The 26,091-nt window shown below is 63.2% G+C and carries 27 protein-coding genes and 1 pseudogene; 16 read left to right on the top strand and 12 right to left on the bottom strand.

Going from position 1 to position 26,091, the window contains the following annotated elements:
• Nucleotides 1-149: 149 nt before the first annotated feature.
• On the bottom strand, nucleotides 150-815 hold the full coding sequence (locus N2603_RS24550; RefSeq protein WP_260384178.1) for an O-methyltransferase: 666 nt from the start codon (nucleotides 813-815) through the stop codon (nucleotides 150-152).
• Between the two features lie 199 nt (nucleotides 816-1,014).
• Between N2603_RS24550 and N2603_RS24545 the strand changes: the two genes are divergently transcribed.
• The 3 genes and pseudogenes from N2603_RS24545 (at nucleotide 1,015) to pdxY (ending at nucleotide 3,157) form a co-directional block, all read left to right on the top strand.
• A complete protein-coding gene (locus N2603_RS24545; protein WP_260424243.1) occupies nucleotides 1,015-1,557 on the top strand; it encodes a TetR/AcrR family transcriptional regulator in 543 nt (180 codons plus the stop codon).
• 93 nt (nucleotides 1,558-1,650) lie between these two features.
• Nucleotides 1,651-2,290: pseudogene (locus tag N2603_RS24540) on the top strand (FMN-binding negative transcriptional regulator).
• Between the two features lie 48 nt (nucleotides 2,291-2,338).
• Entirely contained in the window at nucleotides 2,339-3,157 is an 819-nt protein-coding gene (pdxY, locus tag N2603_RS24535; RefSeq protein WP_260384177.1) for a pyridoxal kinase, read from the top strand.
• A 4-nt stretch (nucleotides 3,158-3,161) separates the two neighbouring features.
• Here the strand turns inward: pdxY and N2603_RS24530 are convergent, their stop codons facing one another.
• On the bottom strand, nucleotides 3,162-4,457 hold the full coding sequence (locus tag N2603_RS24530; protein WP_260384176.1) for a M15 family metallopeptidase domain-containing protein: 1,296 nt from the start codon (nucleotides 4,455-4,457) through the stop codon (nucleotides 3,162-3,164).
• Nucleotides 4,458-4,711: 254 nt separating this feature from the next.
• Between N2603_RS24530 and N2603_RS24525 the strand changes: the two genes are divergently transcribed.
• From N2603_RS24525 to N2603_RS24510, 4 genes are all read left to right on the top strand, one after another.
• On the top strand, nucleotides 4,712-4,915 hold the full coding sequence (locus N2603_RS24525) for a hypothetical protein (RefSeq protein WP_026312242.1): 204 nt from the start codon (nucleotides 4,712-4,714) through the stop codon (nucleotides 4,913-4,915).
• A 150-nt stretch (nucleotides 4,916-5,065) separates the two neighbouring features.
• On the top strand, nucleotides 5,066-5,314 hold the full coding sequence (locus tag N2603_RS24520) for a hypothetical protein (protein WP_260384175.1): 249 nt from the start codon (nucleotides 5,066-5,068) through the stop codon (nucleotides 5,312-5,314).
• Between the two features lie 262 nt (nucleotides 5,315-5,576).
• Nucleotides 5,577-5,777 carry a hypothetical protein gene (locus tag N2603_RS24515; RefSeq protein WP_260424445.1) on the top strand — a complete coding sequence of 67 codons (201 nt, stop codon included), beginning with the start codon at nucleotides 5,577-5,579 and terminating at the stop codon, nucleotides 5,775-5,777.
• 167 nt (nucleotides 5,778-5,944) lie between these two features.
• Entirely contained in the window at nucleotides 5,945-6,865 is a 921-nt protein-coding gene (locus tag N2603_RS24510) for a DMT family transporter (RefSeq protein WP_260384174.1), read from the top strand.
• A gap of 233 nt (nucleotides 6,866-7,098) precedes the next feature.
• On the opposite strand, the gene N2603_RS24505 is transcribed toward N2603_RS24510, so the two are convergent.
• Nucleotides 7,099-7,449, bottom strand: a complete 351-nt coding sequence (locus tag N2603_RS24505; protein WP_260384173.1) for a zinc ribbon domain-containing protein YjdM — start codon at nucleotides 7,447-7,449, stop codon at nucleotides 7,099-7,101.
• A 109-nt stretch (nucleotides 7,450-7,558) separates the two neighbouring features.
• Nucleotides 7,559-7,732, bottom strand: a complete 174-nt coding sequence (locus N2603_RS24500) for a hypothetical protein (RefSeq protein ID WP_018644642.1) — start codon at nucleotides 7,730-7,732, stop codon at nucleotides 7,559-7,561.
• Between the two features lie 386 nt (nucleotides 7,733-8,118).
• Here N2603_RS24500 and N2603_RS24495 point away from each other — a divergent pair, with 386 nt between their 5' ends.
• From N2603_RS24495 to N2603_RS24475, 5 genes are all read left to right on the top strand, one after another.
• The gene (locus N2603_RS24495; RefSeq protein ID WP_260384172.1) at nucleotides 8,119-8,754 is read left to right on the top strand and encodes a cell envelope biogenesis protein TolA; all 636 of its coding nucleotides are present in this window, start codon (nucleotides 8,119-8,121) and stop codon (nucleotides 8,752-8,754) included.
• A gap of 93 nt (nucleotides 8,755-8,847) precedes the next feature.
• Entirely contained in the window at nucleotides 8,848-9,444 is a 597-nt protein-coding gene (locus N2603_RS24490) for a hypothetical protein (protein ID WP_260384171.1), read from the top strand.
• Between the two features lie 16 nt (nucleotides 9,445-9,460).
• Nucleotides 9,461-9,949 (top strand): hypothetical protein, encoded by a 489-nt coding sequence (locus N2603_RS24485; RefSeq protein WP_260384170.1) that lies wholly within the window; start codon nucleotides 9,461-9,463, stop codon nucleotides 9,947-9,949.
• An 88-nt stretch (nucleotides 9,950-10,037) separates the two neighbouring features.
• Nucleotides 10,038-10,322 carry a hypothetical protein gene (locus N2603_RS24480; RefSeq protein WP_260384169.1) on the top strand — a complete coding sequence of 95 codons (285 nt, stop codon included), beginning with the start codon at nucleotides 10,038-10,040 and terminating at the stop codon, nucleotides 10,320-10,322.
• Nucleotides 10,323-10,690: 368 nt separating this feature from the next.
• Nucleotides 10,691-11,197 carry a hypothetical protein gene (locus tag N2603_RS24475; RefSeq protein ID WP_260384168.1) on the top strand — a complete coding sequence of 169 codons (507 nt, stop codon included), beginning with the start codon at nucleotides 10,691-10,693 and terminating at the stop codon, nucleotides 11,195-11,197.
• Nucleotides 11,198-11,286: 89 nt separating this feature from the next.
• Here the strand turns inward: N2603_RS24475 and N2603_RS24470 are convergent, their stop codons facing one another.
• Together N2603_RS24470 and N2603_RS24465 are read right to left on the bottom strand one after the other, a co-directional pair.
• The gene (locus N2603_RS24470) at nucleotides 11,287-11,955 is read right to left on the bottom strand and encodes a hypothetical protein (protein WP_260384167.1); all 669 of its coding nucleotides are present in this window, start codon (nucleotides 11,953-11,955) and stop codon (nucleotides 11,287-11,289) included.
• 14 nt (nucleotides 11,956-11,969) lie between these two features.
• Nucleotides 11,970-12,260, bottom strand: a complete 291-nt coding sequence (locus tag N2603_RS24465; RefSeq protein WP_260384166.1) for a hypothetical protein — start codon at nucleotides 12,258-12,260, stop codon at nucleotides 11,970-11,972.
• A 404-nt stretch (nucleotides 12,261-12,664) separates the two neighbouring features.
• Here N2603_RS24465 and N2603_RS24460 point away from each other — a divergent pair, with 404 nt between their 5' ends.
• From N2603_RS24460 to N2603_RS24450, 3 genes are all read left to right on the top strand, one after another.
• Complete coding sequence (locus N2603_RS24460; RefSeq protein WP_244635820.1) at nucleotides 12,665-12,877, top strand: hypothetical protein; 213 nt, start codon at nucleotides 12,665-12,667, stop codon at nucleotides 12,875-12,877.
• Between the two features lie 18 nt (nucleotides 12,878-12,895).
• Complete coding sequence (locus N2603_RS24455; protein WP_260384165.1) at nucleotides 12,896-13,192, top strand: cytosolic protein; 297 nt, start codon at nucleotides 12,896-12,898, stop codon at nucleotides 13,190-13,192.
• 165 nt (nucleotides 13,193-13,357) lie between these two features.
• Nucleotides 13,358-13,639: a hypothetical protein gene (locus N2603_RS24450; protein WP_260384164.1), complete on the top strand. Its 282-nt coding sequence runs from the start codon at nucleotides 13,358-13,360 to the stop codon at nucleotides 13,637-13,639.
• 117 nt (nucleotides 13,640-13,756) lie between these two features.
• On the opposite strand, the gene N2603_RS24445 is transcribed toward N2603_RS24450, so the two are convergent.
• The 4 genes from N2603_RS24445 to N2603_RS24430 form a co-directional block, all read right to left on the bottom strand.
• Nucleotides 13,757-14,458, bottom strand: a complete 702-nt coding sequence (locus tag N2603_RS24445) for a phasin family protein (RefSeq protein ID WP_260384163.1) — start codon at nucleotides 14,456-14,458, stop codon at nucleotides 13,757-13,759.
• 172 nt (nucleotides 14,459-14,630) lie between these two features.
• A complete protein-coding gene (locus N2603_RS24440; RefSeq protein WP_260384162.1) occupies nucleotides 14,631-15,425 on the bottom strand; it encodes a transglycosylase SLT domain-containing protein in 795 nt (264 codons plus the stop codon).
• A gap of 739 nt (nucleotides 15,426-16,164) precedes the next feature.
• Nucleotides 16,165-17,688: a S8 family peptidase gene (locus N2603_RS24435; RefSeq protein WP_260384161.1), complete on the bottom strand. Its 1,524-nt coding sequence runs from the start codon at nucleotides 17,686-17,688 to the stop codon at nucleotides 16,165-16,167.
• A gap of 174 nt (nucleotides 17,689-17,862) precedes the next feature.
• Entirely contained in the window at nucleotides 17,863-21,627 is a 3,765-nt protein-coding gene (locus N2603_RS24430) for a vitamin B12-dependent ribonucleotide reductase (RefSeq protein WP_260384160.1), read from the bottom strand.
• Between the two features lie 767 nt (nucleotides 21,628-22,394).
• Between N2603_RS24430 and N2603_RS24425 the strand changes: the two genes are divergently transcribed.
• On the top strand, nucleotides 22,395-23,291 hold the full coding sequence (locus N2603_RS24425) for a DMT family transporter (RefSeq protein ID WP_260384159.1): 897 nt from the start codon (nucleotides 22,395-22,397) through the stop codon (nucleotides 23,289-23,291).
• 19 nt (nucleotides 23,292-23,310) lie between these two features.
• Here the strand turns inward: N2603_RS24425 and N2603_RS24420 are convergent, their stop codons facing one another.
• Both N2603_RS24420 and N2603_RS24415 read right to left on the bottom strand, forming a co-directional pair.
• A complete protein-coding gene (locus N2603_RS24420) occupies nucleotides 23,311-25,110 on the bottom strand; it encodes an adenylate/guanylate cyclase domain-containing protein (RefSeq protein WP_260384158.1) in 1,800 nt (599 codons plus the stop codon).
• Nucleotides 25,111-25,118: 8 nt separating this feature from the next.
• On the bottom strand, nucleotides 25,119-26,090 hold the full coding sequence (locus N2603_RS24415) for an ABC transporter substrate-binding protein (RefSeq protein ID WP_260384157.1): 972 nt from the start codon (nucleotides 26,088-26,090) through the stop codon (nucleotides 25,119-25,121).
• Nucleotide 26,091 lies beyond the last annotated feature (1 nt).

Below are 26,091 nucleotides of genomic sequence, written 5' to 3'. Positions count from 1 at the left end.
GGTATGTTTAGCATGCGGAGCGCGGCTTTTGACGTCAACCATTATCACGTGTCAGTGACGCGCCTGCGACACGTCGGGAACACAGGCTGAAGCCGCCGCGCGATGAAGCGTGCGGCGGCTTCAAGCTCTTGTGGTGGTTCGGGGCGGCGCTAGTTGATCCGCACGGAGAGTTCGACGTCTTCGGCAAAGGGCGTGGACATGTAGCCACTACCAGGCGCACGCACCCGCGCCAGATAGTCGGGACTGTCGTCGGCGTTGTCGGCGACGATGATCGCGCCCGGCCGGAGATGGCCTTCGATCAGATCCAGGATCTCGGGGTAGAGCGCCTTGGCGCCGTCGAGCAGCACAAGATCGATCGTATCAGGCAGATCAGCACGCAGGGTTTGCAGCGCATCGCCCTCTCGGATTTCGACGAGGTCGATCAACCCGCCGGCCGACAGGTTCTCCCGCGCCCTCGCGGCTTTCGACGGCTCGAACTCGCTGGTGATGAGACGGCCGCCGCCATTGTCGCGCAAGCCTGCGGCAAGGTGCAGCGTCGAGATGCCGAACGAGGTGCCGAACTCGACGATCGCCTTGGCGCGGGAGCTGCGCGCCAGCATGTAGAGCAGCATACCGGTCCCGCGCGAGACCGCGAGCGGGGCGTCCTTCAGGCGTCCATAGAGATCGCGGTAGTCGGTCTTGCTCCGCAGCATCCGAGCCCGCTCGGTATCGGACAGATCCGCGACGGCTGCGTGTGTTGCGCCGCTTGCGGCCTCGGCTTCGTTGAAGAGGCGCTCCAGCAGCGGCGCAAGCGACGTGATGGTTGTGGTGGTCATTCCAGGTCTCCAGAGTTGGCGGCGAAGCGTGTGCTTGCGTGGAAGCTGAAATACGACTAATTCGTCGCATTCGCTATTCGCATTGCCCAAGGGCGCCATGGCCGATCGTCGAAGCCGTTCAGTTTCCTCACGAAAACAGCCGCAACAGGCGCGCTCAACGGAGCTGGTCGCGGCCATTCTGGATGCGGCTGTTTAGGTCCTGGCGAAGGAGGGCGCGCAGCGTTTCACCACGGCGCGGGTGGCGGAGCGGGCCGGGGTGAGCGTCGGGTCGCTCTATCAATACTTTCCGAACAAGGCGGCGATCCTGTTCCGCCTCCAGAGCGATGAGTGGCGGCGCACGGGCGACATGCTGGGCGGCATCCTCGCGGACGGCGCGAAAGCGCCGCCGCTGCGGCTGCGCGCGCTGGTCCACGCCTTCATCCGCTCGGAGTGCGAGGAGGCCGCGATCCGCACCGCCCTCAGCGACGCCGCTCCGCTCTATCGCGATGCGCCCGAGGCGCAGGACGCGCGGGCTGCCGGCAAGGGAATCGTCGCGGCGTTCATGCGGGAGGCGCTGCCCAGGGCAACGGACGCGACGCGCGCTCTCGCCGGCGAATTGATCACGACGACGCTGAGCGAGGTCGGCAAGAGGTTCTCGGAGACGCAACGCAGCGAAGCGGAGATCGCACGCCATGCTGACGGACTGGCCGACATGTTCTGCGCCTATCTCGGCGAGCTTGCACGGCGCCGAAATCAATCCTGATATCCGCGTTTGCGGCCCAATATCGTTTCCGATCTCGGCGCATGATGGTTTAGCCTCGCATCGTCTTTCGTTGAGCCAATCGAGCGCCGCGCCATGCATGTTCTCCGTCCCCAATTCCGCATCGAGGAGCAGGCTGCATTGGAATTCGCCGGGCAACGCGGCTTCGGCGTGGTCGTAGCGGCGGATGAGCGCGGACCGCGAGCCTCGCACGTGCCGTTTGTGCTGAACAGGCGCGACGGGCGCGCGATCGTGCAGATCCACCTCACTGCGAAGAACCCGCTCGTTCCGCTGGCGGATGGTGCGAGACGCTTCCTGCTGATCGTGGCCGGCGACGATGCCTACGTCTCCAATGACTGGTATGCCTCGCAGGACAACGTCTCGACCTGGCTCTACGAAGCCGTACACCTGTCAAGCGTGGCCCATCTGCGGGAGATGGGTGAGAACCGCGGGCACGGCGATGCGCTGCTCGGTCGCCGAGGCGCGGTTGCCAAAGGCGCCCTGGGACCTCGCACGGATGGAGCCGGAGAAGCGCGAGAGCATGCTGGCGGCGATCCGCGTCATCGATCTCGTGGTCGATACCGTCGAAGGGCAGGCAAAGCTCAACCAGCACAAGAGCGATGTGGATCATGTCGCGGTCGCGGGCCGGCTGGCGCGGTCGCTGGAGACGGGGCATCGGCGGCTGGCGCGGAAGATGCGGGCGCTGCGGCCGGGGCTTGGGTACGATTTTTCGTGATCCGGGTTGCGCTTGCCTTGCACCGCAATTGACCTTACGGACCTCCGCATGCTCGTCATCTCAATTCAAAGCCAGGTGGTCCACGGCCATGTCGGCAACAGCGCGGCCGCCTACGCTATGCAGGCGGAGGGCGTGAACGTCGCGGCGGTGCCGACCACGCTACTGTCGAACCATCCGCGTTATCCGACCCTGCGCGGCCGCGTGCTGGAGACTGAGCTCGTCGCCGATCTCCTGAAAGGCGTCGAGGAACGCGATCTTGTCGACGAGGCCGCGGTGTTGGTGACCGGCTATCTCGGCTCGCCCGGCAATGCAGCTGCCGTCGCCGATTTCGTCGAGCGGGCCCTGATCCGCAATTCCAGGCTCGTCTATCTCTGCGATCCCGTGATCGGGGACGATGGCCGCGTCTATGTCGCCGACGGCATCCTGGATGTGGTGCGGCACCGGCTGCTGCCGGCCGCGAACCTGACGACGCCGAACCAGTTCGAGCTCGAGCTGCTGTCCGGCCTCACGATCGCCGATACGCAGGGCCTGCGCGCGGCGTGCGCGGCGCTCGCGGGCGAAGGCCGCATCGACGTCGTTGCGACCGGCTGTGCGCTCACCGACACGCCAGACGGGCAGGTGGAGACGATCCTTTGCGCGGACGGCCAGCTGTCGCGCTTTGCAACTCCGCGACTGCCGATCCGTCCCTATGGCACCGGCGATCTGCTCACCGGCCTGATCGCAGCGCATCTGGCCAAGGGCAAGGCGATGGAGGCCGCGGTGCGGCTTGCGGTTGAGACCATGTTTGCCGTGCTGGTGCGCACGCAAGAGGCTGGCACGGCCGAGATGCGGCTCGTGCCGCTGCCCTCCGTGGGACGCAAGTCGTAACGGCTCAGGTCGCGCGCTTGCCGGTCGATTGCGCGGATTTCTGCGGCCTGGCCGAGCCCTTCTGCTCGCGCGCGGCTTGCGCCTTTGGCAGCTTGGCATGCGCCACGGCCCGCGCCTTCTTCGGCTTGGCGCTGGCGACGTCTTTGCGGTCCGCCGTGCCGCGCTTCGACATGTATTCCGCACCGTCGATGGGGCCGACATGCGGCGGATCGCGGCCGAGATAGGGCCGGCCGATACCGTACGCCTTGCCGTTGGCGTCGACCCATTTCCACAACACTTCAGTCGAGACCCAGCGCTGTGCGCGGTTATTGCCCTGGGTGCTGACGATGTCGGCCGCCATGCCGTGGCCATAGCCGCCGCGCGTGCTGCCGCCGTGATAGGAGCGGTCAGAGGCGGCCTTCAGGCCACTCGCGATCGATTGGCGATAGTCGTCGCGGAACGCGCTGGTGATGCCCGGCGACAGGCCGGCGGCTTCGGCGGCGAGCAGCGTGCGAAACAGTTTTCGCTTAAAACTCTTGTCCATGCCGCCGATGACGTAGTCCATCATCGACATGTTCGCGTGCTCGGCCGCCTTCGGATCCTTCCAGCCGAAATCCTCGTCGACCAGTTTTGTGAAGCTGCGCATCACGGTCACCATCTTGCCCTTGCGCTTGACGGTGACGGCACGGCGCTCCTGCACCTTGATCGAGTCCTCCTTGGCCGTGCGCTGGTAGAGCGCCCAGAGATAGCGGTCGATGCAGGCGTCCATGACGAAGCATTCGTCGAGCACGGCGATGGTGTCGGCAGGTGGTGACGGCTTGCTCGCTGCGGGCGCCGGCCCGGTCGCGAGAGAAGCGGACGACAATGCGTCCGTGGTCACGATCTCGGCGGGATCGGCCGAGGCGAGCTTGACCGGCTCCGGCGCCGGCGCGGCCTCGCTGGCGGCGGGCGCGGGCTCTGGCAGAATTTGTGGCGTGGGCGGCTCGCTCGGCAGGATCAGCGCCGGATCTGCTGAGGCGAGCTTGACGGCGGGGGCGGGCACTTCGGGCGCCGCTGCCTCGGTGACCACCGGAGCCGGCGTCGCGGCTACGGCGGCGGCGATGTCGGCAGTCAGCGCAATGCCATCCTCGATCGTCGCAGCGCGCGGAACGTCGGCGAGATCGAGACGGCTGAGGTCTTTGGCACGCGAGATTGCGGCCACGTTGGCGCCGCTGTTCTCGATCACGGCAGGGGCATAGGCGGACAGAGAGAGCGCCAGCCAGCCGGCCATGACGGCCGAGGGGCACGCGACCGCCACCAGAAGAGACCGCCGATCATTCATGGTCCCTGCCTCCAAACGGTTCTGCCCGAACCAGTCTTGTCGGACAGTCTTGCACAGAAAGGCACGCAGCACGTCAATTGTTCGGGGGACCGTGTGGCGGCGCAATGGCGCAAATCGGCGAAAAGGGGCTTTTTGGGTGAAGTGTGGCCTCGGTGCCACGCGCGGGTTCCGTTGGGTCCTACGAGCCTGACTTCGATAAATACGAATCGGGCGTCTTGCGGCAACTTTCCCAAAGCCGAGCGCGTTGGTCGGCCATGACGCATTCCTCGCTTCGTCCCATGGACGCCTTCGATCCCACCGAGCCCGCCATCCTGCACGATCGCATCTCCGGCAGGATCATCACCTGGACCGCCGATCAGGCTGACGACTATCGGTTGGCCAGCCGCCTTCGCGGCGACGGGACGGTGGCCTGGAGGACCTATGTCTTCGACGGCTGGGGCGACGTCCTCGGTGGCTGACCCGCCGAATCAGAGAATCCGTCCAAGACACTGGGCGCGTTAAACATATTGCCATGCGTGAGGCGCGATGTTGCGTTGCAACAGTGCATATCGCAATGCAACAAATCAGGCTTAAATGTGCTCCGAAACTTTCCTTCTGGAGCATCACCAATGAACAAGAAGACTTTGTCGATCGCAGCCGCCGTCCTCGCCATCGCGGGCTCGACTGCCACCTTCGCCGCCGAGCTGCCGGCCTATGAGGCCAATGGCATTCCGGCTTCGCCCCTGCAGGTTCGCGTCCTCGGTGCCAACAAGGTCGAGCAGCAGGTGTCGGCGCCGGCCTCCAGCGCGACGGCGCTGCAGGCCAGCGTCCTGGCCCCGCGCCACGTCAAGACCGCGACGGTGGGATCGGCCCGCTAAGCTTTCGCGACAGGCACGGGTGCGGACGCAATCCTGCCTACCGCAAGATTCGGGTTTTAAGAAGGCCTCGTATCGGATTCGAACCGCGCTCCCCATCGGGAGCGCGGTTTTTCTTTATGGCAGGCAGCCGCGCGTTTTGTGCGTTTGTGCGCGGATCGAGAAGCAGTGACTGAAAAAAGAAGCGCGCGAGCCGAGCGTTGTGTACGGCGGTTCAAGACGCGTGTGATCTTCTTAATAGTTGTTTCGGAGATCGCGGCGCCTGATGCGCGCGCCGCATATTGAGCGGCCAATGCTGGAATCATACTGGAGGTCGTTCATGCCCGTTGCGCAAAAAGCCGTTGTTGCCGGCACCTCGACGCGTGAATTCATTCTCAGGCAGCTTGCGCTGCTTTCGGCCGCCGCGCTGTTTGTGTTCGTGCTGAGCTTGACCTACGGCCTCGATCTCAGCCCCGGCTTTTTCTGAGCTGTCTTTCGTAGCCCGGATGAGCGGAGCGACATCCGGGTCGGTGGCAAGAGAAGTCCCGGATATCGCTTCGCTCATCCGGGCTACATCTTCGTCACTGCCGTTGCGTGCCAGCCCTGCGCCCACGTGGGTTGAGCCGCGGCCTCTGCCGACATATCGCTTGATCCATGGATCAGCGGACGAGCGGCGCTGACGCTCTCACTCAAAACAGCGACGCGGCACCGGCGCTTCTCGGCGTGGTCTGCGGCCTGTCGGCAGCGCTGTTCTGGGCGCTGGGTTTTGCCGGCACGCGGCATGGCCTCAAGGTCGGCTTCACGCCGGTCGATCTGCTCGTGCATCGCTATGTCTGGTCGGGCATCGCGTTCCTGCCGCTTGTGCTGCGCGCCGGCATCTCCGATCTTTGCGGCATCGGCTGGGGCAGGGGCCTTGTGTTGATGGTGCTCGGCGGCCCCGTGATGTCGCTGATCTCCTACACCGGCTTCCTGTTCGTGCCGCTCGGCCATGGCAGCGTGATCCAGCCGTCCTGCGCCACGCTTGGCGGCCTTTTGCTCGCAGCATTGATCCTGAAAGAGCGGATCTCGGCCTCGCGGCTCGCCGGCGCCATCATCATCGTCGCCGGTCTCGGCGTGATCGGCGCGGAATCGATCGGCCATATCGGCGCCGACGGCGTGCAGGGCGATCTGATCTTCGTGCTGACCGGATTGATGTTCGCCGGCTTCGGCGCGGCGCTGCGGCACTGGCGCGTCTCGGCCGTCTCGGCCGCGCTCGTCATCAACGTGCTGTCGCTGTTGCTGCTGCCGCTCTACATCGCCACCGGCGGCCTCGCTCACGTCGTGGCGATCGGCCTGTGGGAGAACGCGATCCAGGCGCTGGCGCAGGGCGTGCTCGCAGGTCCCGCCGCGCTCTATCTGTTCGCGGTCTCGGTCCAGCGCCTCGGCGTCGCCCGCGCCGCGGTGTTTCCGGCCTGCGTGCCGGCACTGACGCTGCTGACCGGCTGGCTCCTGCTCGGCGAGCCGCCGACGCTGTTGCAGACGGCCGGCCTCGTGACGGTACTGTGCGGATTCTATCTGGCGCAGCGGCAGCGCTAGGCCGACCCCGAAAACGGGAAGGCCGCCCCAGAGGGCGGCCATTCAAGTCTCAAGCAGCAATGCAATCAAACGCGTCTTCGAAAGCCAGCCCCGGGTTGAAAAAATACCTACGCGATACAAAGGCCTCCCCGGCAGAAGCCAGATTACACATTTTTCCCGATTGGATAAGCGGAATTCTGTGTTCCACGGCCGGAACCCGCGTTAGCGTTACCGCGACCGGCCCCGCCCGGTGCTCAGGCCTTCCTCACGAACTCCGATTTCAGGTTCATCGCGCCGATGCCGTCGATCTTGCAGGCGATGTCGTGTCCGTCGCTGGCGTCCTGGAGGCGGATGTTGCGAACCTTGGTGCCGCCCTTCACGACCGAGGAGGAGCCCTTGATCTTGAGGTCCTTGATCACGATGACGCTGTCGCCGTCAGCGAGCACATTGCCGTTGGCATCGCGCACGCCTGCATCCGGCGCCGTGTCGGCAGCCGCATCCGCCGCACCGCTCCACTCGTGGCCGCACTCCGGGCAGACCCAGAGGTCGCGGTCCTGATAGGCGTGCTCGGAGCTGCACGCAGGGCATTTCATCGTGTCGGTCATGTCTGTCTCGTTCAAAGCTTCGTTCGCGGCGCGACCGTAGGGGCGGGAACCGGGAAAGCAAGCGAAAGCTGAAGGAGACCCGGACCGGTCGTCGCCTGCCGGTGCGATATCACCGGAACAGCGCTACGAAGATCACGTAGAGCCAGCCCAGGATGCCGTGGATGATCGCCCACAGGATCGAATGGTTGTTGGTGTAGGAGATCGCGATGGCGAGCGCCGAGCCGAAGCCCACGCCGTATTTCGCACCCTCGACGCGGACGCCGTAATAGCGATTGCCGTTCATGGTGATCCTTCCTGCGGGTTGCGATGACGCGTTGATTGGCGGGTAGCCCGGATGAGCGAAGCGATATCCGGGGAATGCTTCGGCTGCAAAGGTCCCGGATGTCGCGTCGCTCATCCGGGCTACACGCTCCGCAAAAAAACATCGAAAACAACCCCATGCACAGTAGAAAATGTCAGGGATCTCAAAGTTCTGCGATACCGAAAATCGTGTGACGCGTCGGGCAAAGCCGGCCCCAAATGATGCGTGGCGAGGTACGAGTCGTGAAGCCTGCCCTTTGGCCGGACTTCGGCGATACCGAACAGCATTTGACCCGTCGGGCAAAACAGGGGCATGATGACATTGTGGCACTGGCGCGACGGCCGGGAGCTGATGCGTCGCGGGGCGACATGCCGAAACAACTCAAGAGAAAGCTGAAGGCCTACCAGACCTCGCTCGGCTTCTACGACCAGGCCGTCGCTGCGCCCTCGATGAAGGCGGCGCTCGAGGCCTGGGGCGCCAGCTCCAATCTGTTCCATCAGGGCGTGGCCAAGGAGACCGACGATCCCGCCATCGTCGCCGCGACCATGGCGAAGCCCGGCGTCGTGCTCAGGCGCCCGGTCGGATCGGACGGTTCGTTCACCGAGAGCGCGGCGCTGCCGTCCGATCTTGCCGACGCCGAGGACAAGCCCAAACGTAAGCCGAAGCCGAGCAAGCGCGCCGCCAAGACGGCACACAAACCGTCCCGCAAGATCGACGACCAGCAGGCACGCAAGGCCGCCGCGGCGTTCGAGAAGGACGAGCGGCGGCGCGAAGCCGAGCGCCGGAAGGAGGAGGCCGCCCGCGCCAAAGAGCGCGTGCGCCGCGACAAGGCGGTCGCCGCGGCCGAGGCGGCGCTCGACGAGGCGAGGCGGGAGCACGAGGCGCGAACGGAGCAGATCGAAGCCGAGCGCGCCGCACTCGACGAACGCGCCGAGGCCGAAGAGACCCGCTGGGGCAAGCAAAGGACGAAGCTTGTGGAGGCGCTGCGCCGGGCGCGCGCGTAGGGCACGACGCCCCCGGTCCTCAGTACATTCCCCGATGGCGGCAAGCCATCGGTCGGGACACGTTGGCACGGCAAACGTGACGATGAGCTTGCAATGGATGCCATGGCCATGCCGACCGGCCGCATCGAGCTGAAGCTTCGGAAGGTGTCGCAGCTCTTCAACACGCTGGATCCGTCGCCATTCAGGGAAAGCGAGCTTGCGCTCGACGCCGAAGACTACATCGTAGGCCGTGCGCAGGAATTGCCGATCGATGCGCCCATCGCGATCGTCATTCATCTGCCGTCAGACGAGCTGTCGCAAGCGTCCGCAAGCGACATCGTCATTGCGGTGAAGGATCATTTCGAGCTCAGAAGCGAGGCCATGACCCGAGAGATGCGGGAGCTGTTCAAGACCGGACGGCTCTCGCTCGCGGTTGGCCTTTCCATCCTGTCGTTATGCCTGGTGCTCGGCTGGCTGCTGTTGCGAAAGCTGGACGCGAGTCCCGTGTCCCACATCCTGCAGGAGAGCTTCCTGATCTTCGGCTGGGTCGCGATCTGGAAGCCGTCCGACATCTTTCTTTACGCCTGGCCCCCGATTGCCCGCCGCAGGGCGCTTTTCCGCCGGCTCGCTGCTGCGGATGTCGCGCTCGATAGCGACGTGCCCTGGCTTTCCCGTTCGTCGAAGGAGGAGAAGGATGTCAAGGCCATGTAAATTCGAGTCCAGCATCTTGAACCATGAAGAACAGCAGATTGCCCTGACGTCCCACCATCCCGCGATCGGAGAGGTCGATCGTGCGGCATTGGAGAAATTGCGCAGCCTGCTGCGTGACCTTCGCGACAAGGAACGAACGCTGGCGCACCGCCAACGACGCGTCGCGAAAGGTTCGGCCGAGCCCGGTGGTCGCCGCACGCCGGGGGCGGGGGCAAACACGTTCCGGCGCAAGGAAGTTTTTGTTGCCGCCCTCAAGCGCGTCAACAAGGAGCTGAGACGGCACCAGAACTTCGAAGCAAGGCGCGAGCTGGGAGAAGCCGCCAGACGGGCGCTGGCGCTGCGCCGGGAGAGGCAGTTCGCGCGCCCGGAAAATCATCCCACGTCACATGATGGCATGCGTGCACTGCCGAGCCGTCGTCGAACCGTCAAACTTCCTCCCTCGAAGATTGGACGGGTTTCGCAGGCCAACAAGAGGGCACAGGCGAGGCGGGACTCACGGCGCTGACCGGACGTCGCCGCCGCTGCGAGGGGGCAGCGAATTCGCTTGCCTTGCCTTCAGTCCTTTTGCACTCTGGCGGCAGGGAGACCAACGCATGACAAAGATGACGCTCGCCTGTGCGCTCGGAACAACGGCCCTGGTGCTGTGCAGCCAGGGGATATCAGGCGCTGAAGCCCGGACGCGGAAGGCCGTGGTCGTTCGCGCACCGCAGGAGAGGCTCATCGTCACGGCGCCTGTGCTGAGGCCGACGCCGTGGGATTACAATGTCGTTCCCCGCTATCGCTATCGCCCGGAAGACGACCGCGTCGATCCCTATGGCCCGCCGCTGGTGCCGTCATATGTGCGCTATGAGGGATGGCGCTGGCCGTATTGGTGGTAGTGGCCAAGCGCAGAATTGATGAATGTCTGTAGCCCGGATGGAGCGAAGCGCAATCCGGGGACTGCCCTGAGCTACGCTGGTCCCGGATTACGCTTCGCTCCATCCGGGCTACGCTCGTTTGCTAGTCTTCGTCCTCCGCCGCAAGCCGCAAAAACGGCCGCCTCATCGCGTTGTCCCTGGCGGTAGAGCCCGTGACCAGGAGAGGTTGCGCGATGATGACTCCCTCATCGCTGCGTGCGGGGCCCGCGACCGGGAAAAAACGGCAAAGCTGCGGCTGTCAAGAATACATCGGTGTAGAATGCCAGTTACCCCCGTAATAAACCCAATACTGTTTGGGGTTCTGGGTGCGTATTGGGAGGACCAATCAAATGGCAAGTGTTGAACAATTGCGCAGACGGGAAGGCGTGAACCTGGTTCAGCTCGAGGCGGACATTTCGTCGGTACGCCCGGGAAGCTCTCTTACCTCCATTGCTTTGCCTGATTACGTCGAGCACACCGAGGGCGTCACGCGCGTCGGCGCGCTCAGTGCAGAGGCGGTCATTCGTGATTATGAGTCCGCTGCAAAAGAGATCGAGGCCATGGGCACCGAGTTGATCGACGCCGCGCAAAAATGCGAGGCGCTGACAGCCCAGGTCCATGATGCGATCGCCTTCATGCGGGAAACGGCGGCGGGGTATCGTGAAGAGGGACGGAAGATCTTCAAGCGCATCGAAGAATGCGCGCTGTTCACGGAGGACGTCCGCAAGACATGCGAACAGGTCAAGCGCAGAATGGCGGAAGTCTCGGTCGGGCCGTCTCCCGATGAGGAGCTTGCTCCGGAGGACTCCGAGCTGGCCGGGATCGCCGCCAAGGTGACGATGAACGAAGTCCGGTGAGGCGGGCGTAGGTCCGTAGGGTGGGTTAGCAAAGCGACTGCGCTTTGCGTAGCCGCAGACCAACCCACCCTACGGCACTCGTAGCGGGCTCACCAATCCGGATCGCCGTAATAAGGGCCGTAGGGTGGAGGCATCCAGGGTCCTCGCGGCGGCGGTCTGGGCCGCCGAGGCGCGGGATCTGGCACGTGCGGCCGGGCACGCGGAGCCGCATCGTTGTTCATAACGCTGCGCACGGCGGGCTTGGCGGCCGCAGACGCGGATGACGTCGTCTGCTGCGTTTGCAGCGCCTGGACCTGCGCGGCGAGGCGCGCATTGTCCGCCGCCTCCTTCTCCTGGGCCGCCTTGAGCTGTTGAATGGTGGCGGCCTGCTCACGCAGGGTCTGCTCGTTGCTGCTTTTCAGTTGCTCGAGCTTGCCGCTGATGTTCGCAAGCTCGCCCGTGATGGCCTTGAGCGATTGCGCGAGCTCGGACGATGACGCCTCAGGCGCCGTGGCGGCAGGCTTTGCGGCGCTGTCCGTGTCCTTCGCGACCTGCGGCGCGGGCACCGGGCTCGGCTCACCCGCAGCAGCCAGCAGCACGGCCTGCGGCGGCGCGGGGCTTTCCACCGCGGCGGCTTGCGGAGCGCTGCTCGCGGCCGGCGGCGCCCATCGCGCCATGATCGACTTGCCGATCGATTTGGCCTCATCGCGATATTGCGAAGCGAAGGCGGCACCGAGCAGGCCGATCGCCAGCACGAGGCCGACCAAGGCGCGCATCATGGTTCGATCTCCCTTCAAGCCTTGATCGCGAAGCTTGGCGTTCGGAACCCCGGCATCCGGCGTCGGCGCCTTGGAAGTTGCCGTCGCCGTCGCAGCGGCGCTTGCGTGCGAGGCCCGCTTGCCCTCGCTGTCGCGTTCCATTCCGGAAACCAGCCGGTCCAGCCGCGCAAGATCCGGTCATAGGCCCGGGTCAGCCCGCCGTCCGCGCGCGCCTCGTCCGGCTTTGCGGTGTCGGGCTTGGTGGTATCAGCCTTGTCGGTATCAGGCTTCGCCGTATCAGGTTTGGGGTCGTTCGTGTCAGGCACCGATGCGCTCTCCATCCGGTCGGGCGTCAATGGGAGGCAGTCCGATCTTGGGAAGGATAGGTCTCGCCGCTATCCGACACAACGCGTGTGCCAAGGAAAAATTATGGCGGGCTCGGGAGCGGGGCGGAGTGAGCGCGGAGGGTGGGTAGCGCGTAGGGCGGGTTAGCTCCGCGACTGCGCAAAGCGCAGTTCGCGCAGCGTAACCGACCGCTTCTGTTTGCGGCGAGACGAAAGAGGTGGGTTACGCCAGCAGACGCGCGTGGCGCATCTGCCGGACTAACCCACCCTGCGGACCTGCGACGTGCTATGCTATCGCGGGAGGAACCGCAATGAGGGTCCCTACCGCGATACTCGCCATGCTTCTTGCAAGTCCGGCCGCGGCCCAGGAGTGCCAGACGTGCTCAATGGCCGACGCCTGCATGAAGGAATACGCCAAGTCGACGTCGGAGGCCCAACGGGCCACCAGGCAAGGCATCCGGGACTGGAAGCAGAACCTGGACAGAAAGGCCTCCGCAGAATTGTCCAGCAGGGGCATCCTCGCATTGCAAGACGCCATGGAGGCACAGGTTCGTACGGAGCTGGAGCGCCTGAAGGAGTGCCTGGCGAAGATCAGGTAGGGTGCAAAGGAGGATCCGATGAAATCGCTTTTGCTGTTGACGGCGAGCGGTCCGCTGCTTGTTCTCACCTCGCACCAGTCCCTGGACGATCTGAAGCTTCTCGGGGTGCTCAGGCAGAAAGGTATCGGCAAGTTCGTCGCGTTCGAGGTTCCCTTGTCGCTCGCCAGGGAGCGCTACGGCGGGCACTTTCAGGCGGTTGAAAGCAACCTGCACGAGACCGATGATTTGAGAGTGCTCGACTTCAATGGCCAGCGGGTGTTTCAGCTCTTTCGTTTCGAGGAGCTGGGTTCGCCGATGCTGATCGAACCGTCGTGATCGGTTTTGCCTTGCGGCATGACCTGTTTCGAAAAACCGGTTCATGGCGTTGCGGCGGCGAAAGGGAGCAGTTGAGCAGCGCGGGTCTCACCATGAACGTTCCGCTTGGAGGAACGGGCGCTGGCTCATTCCGTTTCCTTGAGGGGCTTGTGAGAGGAGGACAACATGAAAGCAATGATCATTGCGCTTTCGGCTGCCGTTGTCATGGCTGCAGCCCCAGCCGTGTTTGCTCAGGGCGTATCGAGCAAAACGCCGGGTCATGAGATGCAGCAGACGGGTTCCAAGGGCGCTTCCAGCTACGCTCCCGGGCATAAGAAGAAGCATCACGCGAAGTCCGCGAAGAGCACCAGCCCCGGCGCGTCGAGCTACGCGCCAGGACAAACCACAGGTCAAACCACGGGCGCGAGCACGAGGCCGAGCACGGGCTCGAGCAAGTCAGGGTACTGAGCTCCAGGCGGTCCTTAGGTCCAGGCACTGACGGGACACAACGGCCGGTCGGACGCAGGATGGGTCGAGCCCCTCGAGAAACCCATCACGCCAAATGGTGGGCAGGGCTTCCGGTCGTTAGTGACGGGTCGCGCGGATTTCGAGCGTCGTCTGGGTGAGCCTGGCCACGAACCCCTCAAGATGCATGACCCTTTGTCTGGTCATTTGTTCATGCAACACGGCGATCTTCTGGGATTCGGCGACAAAGGAGTCGCACGCCTGTTTCGCGTACTCCATCTGAAGCTCAAAGGCCTCGACGGGTGAGCGCGCTGTCGCGAGCTTTCCCAGGAAGGTCCAGGCGTGCTCAAGCGACGTCTTGATGTAGCCGCTATAGGCATCGGCAATCGCCTGCGGGCCGGCCAGGGAGGGTTCCACCGGTGCGACGGGCGCGCTGGCAGCGATCTCCATCCCGGACGGCAAGGCTGCAGCCGAGGGCACCTGCGCACCGATCGGTCGGCTCGTCTCTACCTCTTGCTCGGTCTCTTGCCTGTTTTCTTGCGGTTTCTCTTGCTCGTTCTCCTGCACGTTCTCTTGCACGTTCTCTTGGCTGATCTCCGCCGAGGCATCCGGCAATGGATGCGCTGCAGTTGCGTGTTGCTCGCCGGCCCCGGTCCGTTGCCCGGCCTTCTTCTTCCCGCCGCGCCGGCCGGATTTTTTCATTTGCTTATTTTCTACCGTACTCAACATTGCAAATGGCTCCTGAATATCGCTGAAGCCGCAAGCCTCCGTCGCGTTTGCGCTGAAATCGCGATTGTGGGTTGTCGCTTGCGTGGCGGCCATGTGGTGAGATTTTGCCGGGCATGGGCAGGGCCGTAGGGCGGGTTAGCCCCGGGCTGCGCGAAGCGCAGTCCCTTGGCGTAATCCACCTCTTTCATCTCGGCGCGCGCAGAGGTGGTGGGTTACCCCGGCGGACCGCGCTTCGCGCGACCGCCAGCTAACCCACCCTACGGATCTACGGATCTTCCGCCGCAAGCCGCAGAAACTGCCGCTTCATCGCGTTGACCTTCCCGACATAGCCCGCGACGAGGTGATCGCCGCAGCGTGTCCCCGCGATCATCTGAAACTTGCGGCGCGCATAGGCCGTGGCGGGACCTGCGCCGCAGAGATGGATGAAGGCGGCCAGATCCTGCTTCTGCTCGCGGCCAGCCTTCACATCGCCCGCGAGGCCGAGCACCATGGCCACCTGGCGGTCCAGATACACCGACGTCAGCTCGATGGCATGGCTCGGGATCGCGCGGATGTAGAGGCTCGTGTATCCGCAGTTGCTCTCCGTAACCGCATTTCCGCGGACACAGAACCGCGCGGCCTCACGATAGGCCGGATCGGTCATCTGGAAGAGCCCGACGGCGCTGGAGGCGGGCCGGTAGATCGCCAGCGGATTGAAACTCCACCGCCAGCGCCAATAGGTGCGCGCCACCGGATTGCCGGAGCTCTCGACCTGCGCAAGTGCTGCCAGCAATTCCGGCGCGATCGTCGCGGTGGAATAGGTGCGGAAGAGGGGGGCGTATTGGCGCCAGGTCTCGGCGGGCTCCTTGTCGAGGGTGTTGCCGATGACGGCGAAGAGTTCGGTGGGCTTGCGAATGACGTGGTAGGCGATGTTCAGGAGGGCGAGGGTTGCGAGGAAGATCGTTGCGACGCTCGCGATCCGGATCATTCGCGGCGCGCGGGCGAATGTCGTGCGTGCCCACCGAGCGCCCCGCCCTATGGTGCGAAGGCGAGGGAAGAGACTCTTGCGTTTCCTTGACATGGGCTCGGGGCAGTGGGGAGGTAGGTGAGCCCTTGAGTAACTCATCACCTATTGACGTTGATGGGGAACCGTTTCACTCGATCCACCCTTCGGGTCTGTGCGGATATCATTACACCGATCCGTGCCGAAGAGCTGAGTGCGCCCTCACTGCAACTAAACGCCTCGTGCGCCCAGCTTGTGACAATCATTGTCGTTCGCCACCTTAAGTGGCGCTGCTGTTCAGCATGGAAACGCTGCAATCACCGAAATCCAAGCCTTGTTGATTTTAAGTTGATTTTAACGCCGACTGCGCGAGGCAGTTAAAAGGGGGCGCCTAAAGACGCGACCGCATTGGCCGAGCGTATCGCAACAATCCACTAGGGTATCGTTACTTCTGGCTCGTTAGTGGAAATAATCACGCTGGGAGCGCTAAGCATGAAGTGCGACTGCTGAAAAACCGATCGCCAAGTCTTTGCGGGGGCGGCTATGATTAGCTGGGGTGTCCCCTCCAGGCGATCCACGATCCTAACACCTGCCGGCTCAAGTAACTCGACCTGTCTGATTACGGGCGCCTTTGCCCGAGCATAAAATTCGTTCACAAACCGCCGCCGAGCACCTCGATTGGGCTGCGCGTCGATTGCTGAGTCTTTTGGTCTTTCGTGAATAGATACGACGAAAGCAAGGTCATCAGAAGGATGTGCTTGTTGGACCAACTGCCTTGCGCGCCTTGTAAGCATGTCCAATTCCAGTTCCGGAAACCCTAGAGGTTTCCTAGGTCAAGACTGCCATGCCCTCTCCGTTCCGACTGCGGGTGATGCGGACGGCCGGATCGCGGCTTCGTGAGCGACAAAACGCGGGCTACGATATCATCAGCACTCAAATTGCCCGAGCGATATTTTTGCAAAATAAGTGCCAACGCGCCTGCAACTAGGGGGCTTGCCATCGAAGTGCCGCTCGAAGGAGCATAGCTGCCTCCCGGAACTGCGCTGATGACCTCAACACCAGGGGCAACCAAATCGGGCTTTTCGATTTGGCCAGAAGCGGAACGCTTTTGAACAGAGCCCCAATCACTAAACTGCGCTACTTGATCTTTCGAATCGACAGCTCCGACACCGAGAACCATATCATAATTTCCTGGACTTCCATGGTTGTCGATTCCCATGACGCCGTTATTTCCGATTGCGGCAACTGTAATGATTCCGTCGAGGCGGCGCGCGTCAGCGAGACGGTCGTAGTAAAATAGGTTGAGGCCGCGACCTCCGAAGGATGCGTTTATTATATCGACTGAGCGAGGTAGTGGGCGACTGCCTTGCACGAGCCAATTCATTCCTCGCAAAATTTGAGCAGGTCTGCCCGACATTCGCCCCTGTCTGTTTCGGGTTGTAAGCACAGCAGCGACCGCTAGTTGAGCTTCAGGCGCTATCCCGACGGAGCGTCCCGCGCACAAGGCGCTTACGTGTGTTCCGTGCTTTTCAAAATCTTTCGGGCCTATCGCGAGTTCGTCCCCGCTCGGACCGAACGCGAGAAAGTAAATCTGTTTCCCAGAGAATTCCGGGTGAGAAGGATCAATGCCCGTATCTAGGATACCGACCAAAGTGCCTTCGCCAGTCAGACCTTGCATGCGCGCGGCTGCGGAATTGATGTGATCGAGATGCCATTTTGGCTCCCGCCCTGAATTGCCTTGTCCGGTTGACGATTCGACGGGGTCAATAATCTCTATCGGTTCATTGCCGAGAACAGTTGCACCGCGGCTTTCTAGTTCAGCGACTTCTGTCTTCGACAGCTCGGGGCAAATGATCATTCCTAACGCCTCGAGAAAGACAGCTGTTCCCAGAATCTTTCTCGAGACGTCTTGAGATGAATCTTGCGAGTTAAGTAGAGCTACCCGCCCATGCGGTCCACTGGACTGCAGTTCGAAGTGATGGTGCGACAAAGTTCCAATCAATGTCTTGGCGAGCTTTCGTAACCCCCCTCGGTTCGAACGGCCTGCCGCTGCCGTGGTCGGTTCGTCATTTGTGGAAGGTAGAATTACTATCTTCACGTTATCGGGATTCGCCTGCTCGTAGGAATTCGAAGAATTCCTTATTGGCGATGCGATCTTGAGTGTTTGAAGTCCCGTTTGTCTCTTGTAGCGTTGAATCCATTGGCCCGACATTCGACGCACAAAGCGCTTGCGCAGATGGCTGGGTATCCCGGGTGTCTTGCGGATCCAGACTGATTTTTGTTGAATTAGTAGTTGGCTAAACGTTTCTACTGAAAGTGATGCTTTCGGAAAACTCGACATGAAAATTTCCCCCACTGGAGGAACTTGAAGCATTTGCGTTCCAAATACAACCTTAAAGAGATAGTTTTCTTGGTGCAGCTATATGATCGCGGGCATGCAAAAGGCGGCCGAAGGGCCGCCTTTATCGTCTCTGGGGAGGGCTCCAGTGCAGAACTCTGGGCAGGCTCTACCCCCTCACGAACACCCCGTCGTGCTGCCGCAAGTATCGCACTTCATGCAGGTCCCATTCCGCACCAGCGTGAAGTTGCCGCACTCGCTGCACATCTCGCCCTCGTAGCCCTTGGCCTTCGCTTCCGCGCGGCGCTCGGCCTTGGTGGGGACGATGGTTTGCGCGGTGCCGGCCTTGCTCCACTGCAGCTGCTCGAGCTTCTCCGTGGGGGAGAGGTCGTGCTGGGCTTCCTGCTTCAGGGCGACGGCGCCTTCGATGGCATCGCTGGCCCGGGCCGACGTGCCGTGGGAGGCGAGGGCCGTGACCTTGCTGCCGCCGGTCGGAGCACTGTCGTTGCCTGGCGCGATCGCGGCGGAGCCGCCGCGCATCACGACGAGGTTGTCGGTGCGGGAGCGGGTGAGGCCGCGCGAGACCAGCTTGGTCGCATGCTGGGTCTCGTCCGGCTCCTTGCCTTCCTCGACGCCCTTGCCGAGCGCGTCGAAGTTCGACTCGGTCGGATCGACATGGGCGAGATCGAAGCGCGACATGTAGCTCACCGCCAGCTCGCGGAAGACGTAGTCGAGGATCGAGGTCGCGTACTTGATGCTGTCGTTGCCCTGCACGGGGCCCGCCGGCTCGAAGCGGGTGAAGGTGAAGGCATCGACATATTCATCGAGCGGCACGCCGTATTGCAGACCGAGGGAGACCGCGATCGCAAAATTGTTGATGAAGGAGCGGAGCGCTGCGCCTTCCTTGTGCATGTCGATGAAGATCTCGCCGAGACGGCCGTCGTCATATTCGCCGGTGCGCAAGTAGACCTTGTGGCCGCCGACGACCGCCTTCTGGGTGTAGCCCTTGCGGCGATCCGGCATCTTCTCGCGCTCGCGCATCACGATGATGCGCTCGACCAGCTTCTCGACGATCTTTTCCGAGACCTGGGCGGTCCGCGCCGCCATCGGCTTCTCGTAGAGATGGTCGACCGCATCGTCCTCGTCCTCATCATCGCTGATGAGCTGCGAGTTGAGCGGCTGGGACAGCTTGGAGCCGTCACGATAGAGCGCGTTGGCCTTCAGCGCCAGCTTCCACGACAGCATGTAGGCGGACTTGCAGTCCTCCACCGTGGCGTCGTTCGGCATGTTGATGGTCTTGGAGATCGCGCCCGAGATGAAGGGCTGGGCAGCGGCCATCATGCGGATGTGGCTCTCGACCGACAGATAACGCTTGCCGATCTTGCCGCAGGGATTGGCGCAGTCGAACACCGGATAGTGCTCGGCCTTGAGGTGCGGGGCACCTTCCACCGTCATCGCGCCGCAGATGTGGACGTTGGCCGCCTCGATCTCGCGCTTGGTGAAGCCCACGGCCTGGAGCAGGTCGAAGCCGGGGGCCGCGATCGCCTCGGCGCCGATGCCGAGCTGGTCGCGGATGAAGTCTTCGCCAAAGGTCCACTTGTTGAAGGCGAACTTGATGTCGAAGGCGGTCGGCAGGGCCTTCTCGACCTTGGCGATGGCTTCATCGGTGAAGCCCTTGGCCTTCAGCGTCGAGGCGTTGATGCCGGGCGCGTTGGAGAGCGAGCCGTGGCCGACGGCGTAGGCCTCGATCTCCGCGATCTCGCTCTCGCGATAGCCGAGCGCACGAAGAGCCGAAGGCACCGCACGGTTGATGATCTTGAAGTAGCCGCCGCCGGCCAGCTTCTTGAATTTCACCAGCGCGAAGTCGGGCTCGATGCCGGTGGTGTCGCAATCCATCACCAGGCCGATCGTGCCCGTGGGCGCGATCACCGTGGTCTGGGCGTTGCGATAGCCGTGCTGCTCGCCGAGCTCGAGCGCCGCATCCCAGGCCGCCATCGCACGCGTGACGATGTTGGCTTGCGGGCAGGAGGCGTGGTCGAGCGGCACCGGATTGACGCTGAGCGCCTCGTAGCCGGCGGCCTCGCCATGCGCGGCGCGGCGGTGGTTGCGGATGACGCGCAGCATGTGCGCGGCGTTCTTCTTGTAGCCGGGGAAGGTGCCGAGCTCGGCCGCGATCTCGGCCGAGGTCTTGTAGGTGATGCCGGTCATGACCGCGGTCAGCGCGCCGCAGAGCGCACGGCCTTCCTTGCTGTCATAAGACAGGCCCATGGTCATCAAGAGGCCGCCGATATTGGCGTAGCCGAGGCCGAGCGTGCGGAACTCGTAGGAGAGCTCGGCGATGGCGCGCGATGGGAACTGCGCCATCATCACCGAGATTTCGAGCACGATGGTCCAGAGCTGGCAGAGGTGCTCGTAGCCGGCGACGTCGAACTGCTTGGTCGTGGTGTTGTAGAAGGTGAGCAGGTTCGCGGACGCCAGGTTACAGGCGGTGTCGTCCAGGAACATGTACTCGGAGCACGGATTGGACGCGCGGATGTCGCCGGACGCCTTGCAGGTGTGCCAGTCGTTCATGGTGGTGTTGAAGTGCAGGCCCGGGTCGGCCGACGCCCAGGCGGCGTAGCCGATCTTCTCCCAGAGGTCGCGCGCCTTCAGCGTCTTCGTCACCTTCTTGGAGGTGCGGGCGTTCAGGTTCCAGTCGCCGTCGGTCTCGACGGCACGGAGGAAGTCGTCCTTCAGCGAGACCGAGTTGTTGGAGTTCTGGCCTGATACGGTGAGGTAGGCTTCGCTATCCCAGTCGGTGTCGTAGGTGTCGAACTGGATGTCCTTGTAACCCTGCTTGGCGAACTGGATGACGCGCTTGATGTAGTTGTCGGGCACGAGGCTGCGGCGCGCGAGCTTGATCTCGCGGCGGAGCGCAGGGTTCTTCTCGGGGTCGAAGCAATCGTCGCCCGAGCCTTCGCAGTTCACGCAGGCCTTCAGCACCGCCTTGAGGTGCTTCTGGTTGATCTTGGATCCCGTGACGAGGGCGGCGACCTTCTGCTCCTCCTTCACCTTCCAGTCGATATAGGTCTCGATATCGGGGTGATCGACGTCGACGACGACCATCTTGGCGGCGCGGCGGGTGGTGCCGCCCGACTTGATCGCGCCGGCGGCGCGGTCGCCGATCTTGAGGAAGCTCATCAGGCCGCTCGAGCGGCCGCCGCCGGAGAGCTTTTCGCCTTCGCCGCGCAGGCGCGAGAAGTTCGAGCCGGTGCCGGAGCCGTATTTGAACAGGCGGGCTTCGCGGACCCAGAGGTCCATGATGCCGCCCTCGTTGACGAGGTCGTCACCGACGCCCTGGATGAAGCAGGCGTGCGGCTGCGGGTGCTCGTAGGCCGACTTGGACTTGGTCAGCTTGCCGGTGAAGGGGTCGACGTAATAGTGGCCCTGGCCGGGGCCGTCGATGCCATAGGCCCAGTGCAGGCCGGTGTTGAACCATTGCGGCGAGTTCGGCGCGACCATCTGCATGGCGAGCATGTAGCGGAGCTCGTCATAGAAGGCCTGCGCATCCTCGTCGGAGGAGAAGTACTTGCCTTTCCAGCCCCAATAGGTCCAGCAGCCGGCGAGGCGGTCGAACACCTGTTTTGCCGAGAGCTCGCTGACGAAGCGCTCTTTCTCGGGCAGCTGGCTAAGCGCATCGGTGTCGGGCACGGAGCGCCACAGGAAGGAGGGCACGGATTCCTCCTCGACCTTCTTCAGGCGCGCGGCGACGCCGGCCTTGCGGAAGTATTTTTGGGCGAGAACGTCGGAGGCGACCTGCGACCACTCAGTCGGCACCTCGACGTTATCAAGCTTGAACACGACCGAGCCGTCGGGATTGCGAATCTCCGACGTGGTCTGGCGGAATTCGATTCCCGCGTAAGGTGACTGTCCTACCGTGGTGTGGCGCCGCTCAATCCGCATGGTCTTGCCCCGTCCTTTTCTTTGACCGGTCCCGCCCCTCGTTGGGGGCGTGCCGGGTCGTCATTTCGCTTCGCGAGTCCTCGAAGGGCCGTTCGGCCTTAAGGCTTCGCAGTTCAGCCGGTGGTTTCCGGCCCAGTTTCTCCCGACGCAATTCCTCGATGCGTGCATCGATCATCCGCCGGCATGTCCACGCCCATCCGCCCCAACGGGATGTGCGCGACATGCGTTCAACGCCCCACAACGTCACTTCTTCAACCGATGCCATTCGAGCCTTTTGCCGGCCCGTTCTGGCGCCTAGGAGTCTGCATTCACAGGGCAGACAAGCCCTTATTCCGCTGCCTTTGGCTGGCCGGCGGAGTGGTAATTTGCGAGACCCTTTGGGGGAGTGCCGGCGGGACGCAAACTCACTCGCGCCGAACAGACCGAAAGCTAGGACTCTCCGTTGCGCCCGTCAAGAACTAGTGCGAGTTCCTGAATCAAATACTAAATATGGTGGATTGCGGGGGATAACAGGGGGCAAGCCCGCACCTGTTGTTGAGCCAAGTATCAGTGAGTCCTCAGGGATTCCCAACCGAAAAAATTTCCAACCCGTGATGATCCGGACCTTCATCCCGCTGTTCACAGGGCAGGTATATTTTTCGGGATCGGGATTGCGTCAGCAGGACTCACGTAGCCCTACGGAGGGTGAGGGCAGGCATGCCCGCCGAGGTGGTGGTCCAGCTCCCGAATCCGGGCCAAGCTGACCCCGATTTTGCCGGACTGCCCACATGCTTGATTCGACTCGCCGGGATGCGCGGCCGCGCGTCGCCCCGGCCGGCCTGATGTTCCTCGCGATCACCTCGATCGGCTGGGGTTTTAATTGGCCGGTGACGAAATTCCTGCTCGCCGAGCTGCCGCCGCTGACCCTGCGCGGGGTCACGGGCGTGCTCGGGGCCGTGCTGCTGGCGGCGCTGGCGCTCATCCGCCGGCAGAGCCTGAAGGTGGAGCCCGCGATCTGGCCGCGCCTCGTCACCGCCGCCATGCTCAACGTCACCGGCTGGATGGTGCTGATGGGGCTGGCGCTGCTCTGGCTGCCGGCCAGCGAGGCAGCGCTGATCGCCTACACCATGCCGGTCTGGGCCTCGATCATCGCCTGGCCGGTGTTAGGGGAGCGGCCGACCGTGCTGCGCACCCTCGGGCTGGTGATGGCCTTTGCGGGCCTCGCCTCGATCATGGGCGGCAACGGCATTGCCGCCAGCGCGGAGAAGGCGCCGGGAATCATCATGGCGCTCGGCGGCGCGCTGGGGTTCGCCATCGGCACGGTGTTCTCGAAGAAGTACCCGATCCATCTGCCGCCGATCACGGCCGCGGCCTGGCAGATCGGGATCGGCTGCCTGCCGATCTCGGTCATCGGCCTCATGGTCGAGACCACGCATCTGGACAAGGTGACGCCGGTCGGCTGGTGGCTGCTGGTCTACTCCACCGTGGTGCAGTTCTGCATCGCCTATGTCAGCTGGTTTGCGGCGCTTGCGCGCCTGCCGGCTTCCGTCGCCGCGATCGGCACCATGGCGGTGCCGGTCATCGGCGTCGTCGCGTCGGCCATAGCGCTGGGCGAGCCGCTCGGGGCAGGGCAGATCGCGGGGCTGGTGTTCACGCTGGCTGCCGTGGTGCTGGCGACGCGCTAGCCGTCCGGACGCCGGGGTATCAGTGGTCCTGAGGCTCTTTCTCCCGCCGGCGTTGTCCCGAGCCCGGCGGTTTCAACGGCAGGTCAGCAGGTGCGACAGCAAAGACTTCGAGGGCCTGGTCGTAGCCTTTGATGGTCCGCTGTCCGAGCGATGCCAGCGGAACGCTATCCCTTACCCTTCCAGCAATGGTGGGATCAGCCAGGATCTGCGCGTCCTTCGCGAGATTGCAGAGCCGCGACGCCAAATTCACCACGGCTCCCATCGCCGTGTAGTCCAGCCGACCGTTATAACCAACCGTTCCTACCGTTGCCGGTCCCATGGCAACGCCCACACCAAAGCCGATCGCGTGGCCGGCGTCGCACCATTTGCCGGCAAGGGACTGCACCGTCATCTGCAGGTCGATCGCGAGTCGGACCGCTTGAGTTGCCGGCTGTTCGCATGCGACCGGGGCATTGACCAGGAGCATGACTCCGTCGCCATCAAAGCCGATGAGCGTTGCCTCGTGACGAGTCGTCACGGCGCCGACGGCCTCGTAGTACTCTCGCATGACGGCCATGATGACATCGGGTTCATTGCGCGTGGAGAACGCCGTGAAGCCGCGTAAGTCGCCAAAAATGACGGCCACTTCACGTCGCTGCCCTTCGAGCAGTTCATGAGAATGCTCGACCAATTCGGCGACCTGTGATGGCAGGAACTGCTTCAGCCGTTCGATCCGCGCAGATTTCTGCTGCGAGATCGCCAGTTCAGAAGCCATTTCATTGAAGCGCAACGCCAGTTGCTGCAACTCGTCACCGCTGAAGATTTTGATGCGATGCTCGAATTGTCCGGTTCTGATCCGCTCCACGCCCTCTTCCAGTTGCTTGATCGGGCCGGACATTCTGTGCGCGCGCCAATAGGCGAGCGCCAGCGCGATGAGAACACCAAAGGCAATGAGAATTGACGAGCGCCACAACGCCGCGCGAATTGATGCAAAGGCTTCCGAGGCCGGCTGCATCGCGATCACCGTCCATCCCACATCGGCGGCCTGAACGGATAGGGCCACCACCGGGTTGCCTCGGTCCCCGGTTATCACCGCCGCTCCGTTCGCCGCGCCGGCGAGATGCTTGATCCGGCCGAAGCTGCCCGAGCTGGCGCGGCCGCGCAGAACCAGACTGATATCGGGATGTGCGATCAGATGACCGGAGTCATCGACAACAATGGCGTAGCCGGTCTCGCCAATTCTAATGGCTGCGATGACATCCCAGATCAGCTTCAGATTGACCTCGGCGATCGCAACCCCCGCGGCCGGCAGGCTCCCGGCAACCGCGATCCTCATGTAGGGCTCCGAATCCCGCTGGTACTGGACCGGTCCGTACCAGACCTTGTTGGCGCGTGCGCCCAGAACAGCGGGATCCGTAGACATATCGGTGCCGCGCCCGGTCCTGTTCAGAAGCAGCCTGGAAACAAAGACCCGTTCGGTGCCGGTCTCATCCAGAAGCGAAACCGAAACGATTGCAGGCACCTGCTGGAGGAGGCGCAAGGCATCGATCTTATGTTGCGCATCGTCTCCGGCAGACCAGGGAAGCTGCACCATCCAACCCAGCTGATCTCGGATGCCATCGGTGAACGCCTCGATCCTGTCGGACGCCGCGCGAGCATCGGCCTGCAGCACCGCGGTGATCTGGCGGCGCTGGTCTCGGTAACCGAAAGAAGCCTCGACGGCCGCGCCGAGTATCAGAGGCACGACCGCAGCGACAAACAACGTCGCGAAGTACTTGCAGAACAGCGAGCGACGCGGGGGCATCGTACACGAAGAGGACTGCGCAGCACCGTCCGTCATAACTACTCTCAGGAGATCACCTTGCTGGCGCGAAACAGGATCGACGACACATCCAGGTCGATACCCAGAAGCCTGGCTGTCTTCAGATTGACTGCCAGTTCAAACTTCTCCGGGCGCATCACCGGAAGATCCGACGGATTTTCACCGCGCAGGATGCGATCGGCATAGGTCGCAAGCCGAAAATAGGTCGTGCGCTGGTTTGCGCCGTAACTCAAGAGACCTCCGGCGTCACAATATTCAGACCAGCCAAACATCGAAGGCAGCCGGTGCGCGATTGCAAACTCCGCAATCTTCGCACGATGCACCAGCGTCACAGCATCGGGAAACACGAGGAGAGCATCCGCGTCCACCTTGCCGGCAGCCATCAATCCATTCTCGATTTCGCGAGCGCCACAGAACGGAACGTAGGCTGCCTCAATGCCGAGATTCCGGCACGACTCCAGAGTCGCACGCCATTCCAGTGGCTCTCCCGGATGATCCGTGTTCGAGAAGACCGCCAGTTTTCGCAGCTTTGGATAAATGTCCTTGAGCAGCTCGACGCGCTTTCCTGCCAGCTCGAGCGACAGGAATGTACTGCCGGTGAAATTGGTGCCGGGGTGAGCAAGGCTCTTCACCACACCCAAAGCGACGGGGTCACCGCTCAATGCAAACAGCACGGGGATGTCGGTGACCGCAGTCATGACGCGTGTCGCCGGACCGCTCGAGACCACGAGGTCGATATCCCCTCGCTGCAACTCGGAGACGATCTTGCGCAGTGCCTGCGGATCTCCGGGGGCATAATGCGTCTCGAAGGTTACGGTCTTGCCCTCGACGTATCCCAGCGCGCGCATTCCCTCGCGAAAGCCGTCCAGGAAGGGATCCGGTTCGGACTGAGTCGAGACCCAGAAGACACGATGCAGCTTGGCTCCGCCCTGCGCCCGTGCGATCGCAGGCCAGGCCAGTCCTCCACCAATCAACAAGATGAACTCTCGTCTTTTCATG

The sequence above is a fragment of the Bradyrhizobium huanghuaihaiense genome (genome assembly GCF_025200885.1).
Taxonomy (GTDB): Bacteria; Pseudomonadota; Alphaproteobacteria; order Rhizobiales; family Xanthobacteraceae; genus Bradyrhizobium; species Bradyrhizobium huanghuaihaiense.
The sequence above is the reverse complement of the archived record's forward strand: the minus strand, read 5'-3'. Positions and strand labels throughout refer to the sequence as shown.

Bases quoted from the DNA above. Each gene is read 5' to 3' on its own strand.
- N2603_RS24550 (WP_260384178.1), bottom strand. From the start codon at position 815: ATGACCACCACAACCATCACGTCGCTTGCGCCGCTGCTGGAGCGCCTC.
- pdxY (WP_260384177.1), top strand. From the start codon at position 2,339: ATGCTCGTCATCTCAATTCAAAGCCAGGTGGTCCACGGCCATGTCGGC.
- N2603_RS24530 (WP_260384176.1), bottom strand. From the start codon at position 4,457: ATGAATGATCGGCGGTCTCTTCTGGTGGCGGTCGCGTGCCCCTCGGCC.
- N2603_RS24525 (WP_026312242.1), top strand. From the start codon at position 4,712: ATGACGCATTCCTCGCTTCGTCCCATGGACGCCTTCGATCCCACCGAG.
- N2603_RS24520 (WP_260384175.1), top strand. From the start codon at position 5,066: ATGAACAAGAAGACTTTGTCGATCGCAGCCGCCGTCCTCGCCATCGCG.
- N2603_RS24515 (WP_260424445.1), top strand. From the start codon at position 5,577: ATGCGCGCGCCGCATATTGAGCGGCCAATGCTGGAATCATACTGGAGG.
- N2603_RS24510 (WP_260384174.1), top strand. From the start codon at position 5,945: ATGGATCAGCGGACGAGCGGCGCTGACGCTCTCACTCAAAACAGCGAC.
- N2603_RS24505 (WP_260384173.1), bottom strand. From the start codon at position 7,449: ATGACCGACACGATGAAATGCCCTGCGTGCAGCTCCGAGCACGCCTAT.
- N2603_RS24500 (WP_018644642.1), bottom strand. From the start codon at position 7,732: ATGAACGGCAATCGCTATTACGGCGTCCGCGTCGAGGGTGCGAAATAC.
- N2603_RS24495 (WP_260384172.1), top strand. From the start codon at position 8,119: ATGCCGAAACAACTCAAGAGAAAGCTGAAGGCCTACCAGACCTCGCTC.
- N2603_RS24490 (WP_260384171.1), top strand. From the start codon at position 8,848: ATGGATGCCATGGCCATGCCGACCGGCCGCATCGAGCTGAAGCTTCGG.
- N2603_RS24480 (WP_260384169.1), top strand. From the start codon at position 10,038: ATGACAAAGATGACGCTCGCCTGTGCGCTCGGAACAACGGCCCTGGTG.
- N2603_RS24475 (WP_260384168.1), top strand. From the start codon at position 10,691: ATGGCAAGTGTTGAACAATTGCGCAGACGGGAAGGCGTGAACCTGGTT.
- N2603_RS24470 (WP_260384167.1), bottom strand. From the start codon at position 11,955: ATGATGCGCGCCTTGGTCGGCCTCGTGCTGGCGATCGGCCTGCTCGGT.
- N2603_RS24460 (WP_244635820.1), top strand. From the start codon at position 12,665: ATGGCCGACGCCTGCATGAAGGAATACGCCAAGTCGACGTCGGAGGCC.
- N2603_RS24455 (WP_260384165.1), top strand. From the start codon at position 12,896: ATGAAATCGCTTTTGCTGTTGACGGCGAGCGGTCCGCTGCTTGTTCTC.
- N2603_RS24450 (WP_260384164.1), top strand. From the start codon at position 13,358: ATGAAAGCAATGATCATTGCGCTTTCGGCTGCCGTTGTCATGGCTGCA.
- N2603_RS24445 (WP_260384163.1), bottom strand. From the start codon at position 14,458: ATGGCCGCCACGCAAGCGACAACCCACAATCGCGATTTCAGCGCAAAC.
- N2603_RS24440 (WP_260384162.1), bottom strand. From the start codon at position 15,425: ATGTCAAGGAAACGCAAGAGTCTCTTCCCTCGCCTTCGCACCATAGGG.
- N2603_RS24435 (WP_260384161.1), bottom strand. From the start codon at position 17,688: ATGTCGAGTTTTCCGAAAGCATCACTTTCAGTAGAAACGTTTAGCCAA.
- N2603_RS24430 (WP_260384160.1), bottom strand. From the start codon at position 21,627: ATGCGGATTGAGCGGCGCCACACCACGGTAGGACAGTCACCTTACGCG.
- N2603_RS24425 (WP_260384159.1), top strand. From the start codon at position 22,395: ATGCTTGATTCGACTCGCCGGGATGCGCGGCCGCGCGTCGCCCCGGCC.
- N2603_RS24420 (WP_260384158.1), bottom strand. From the start codon at position 25,110: ATGACGGACGGTGCTGCGCAGTCCTCTTCGTGTACGATGCCCCCGCGT.
- N2603_RS24415 (WP_260384157.1), bottom strand. From the start codon at position 26,090: ATGAAAAGACGAGAGTTCATCTTGTTGATTGGTGGAGGACTGGCCTGG.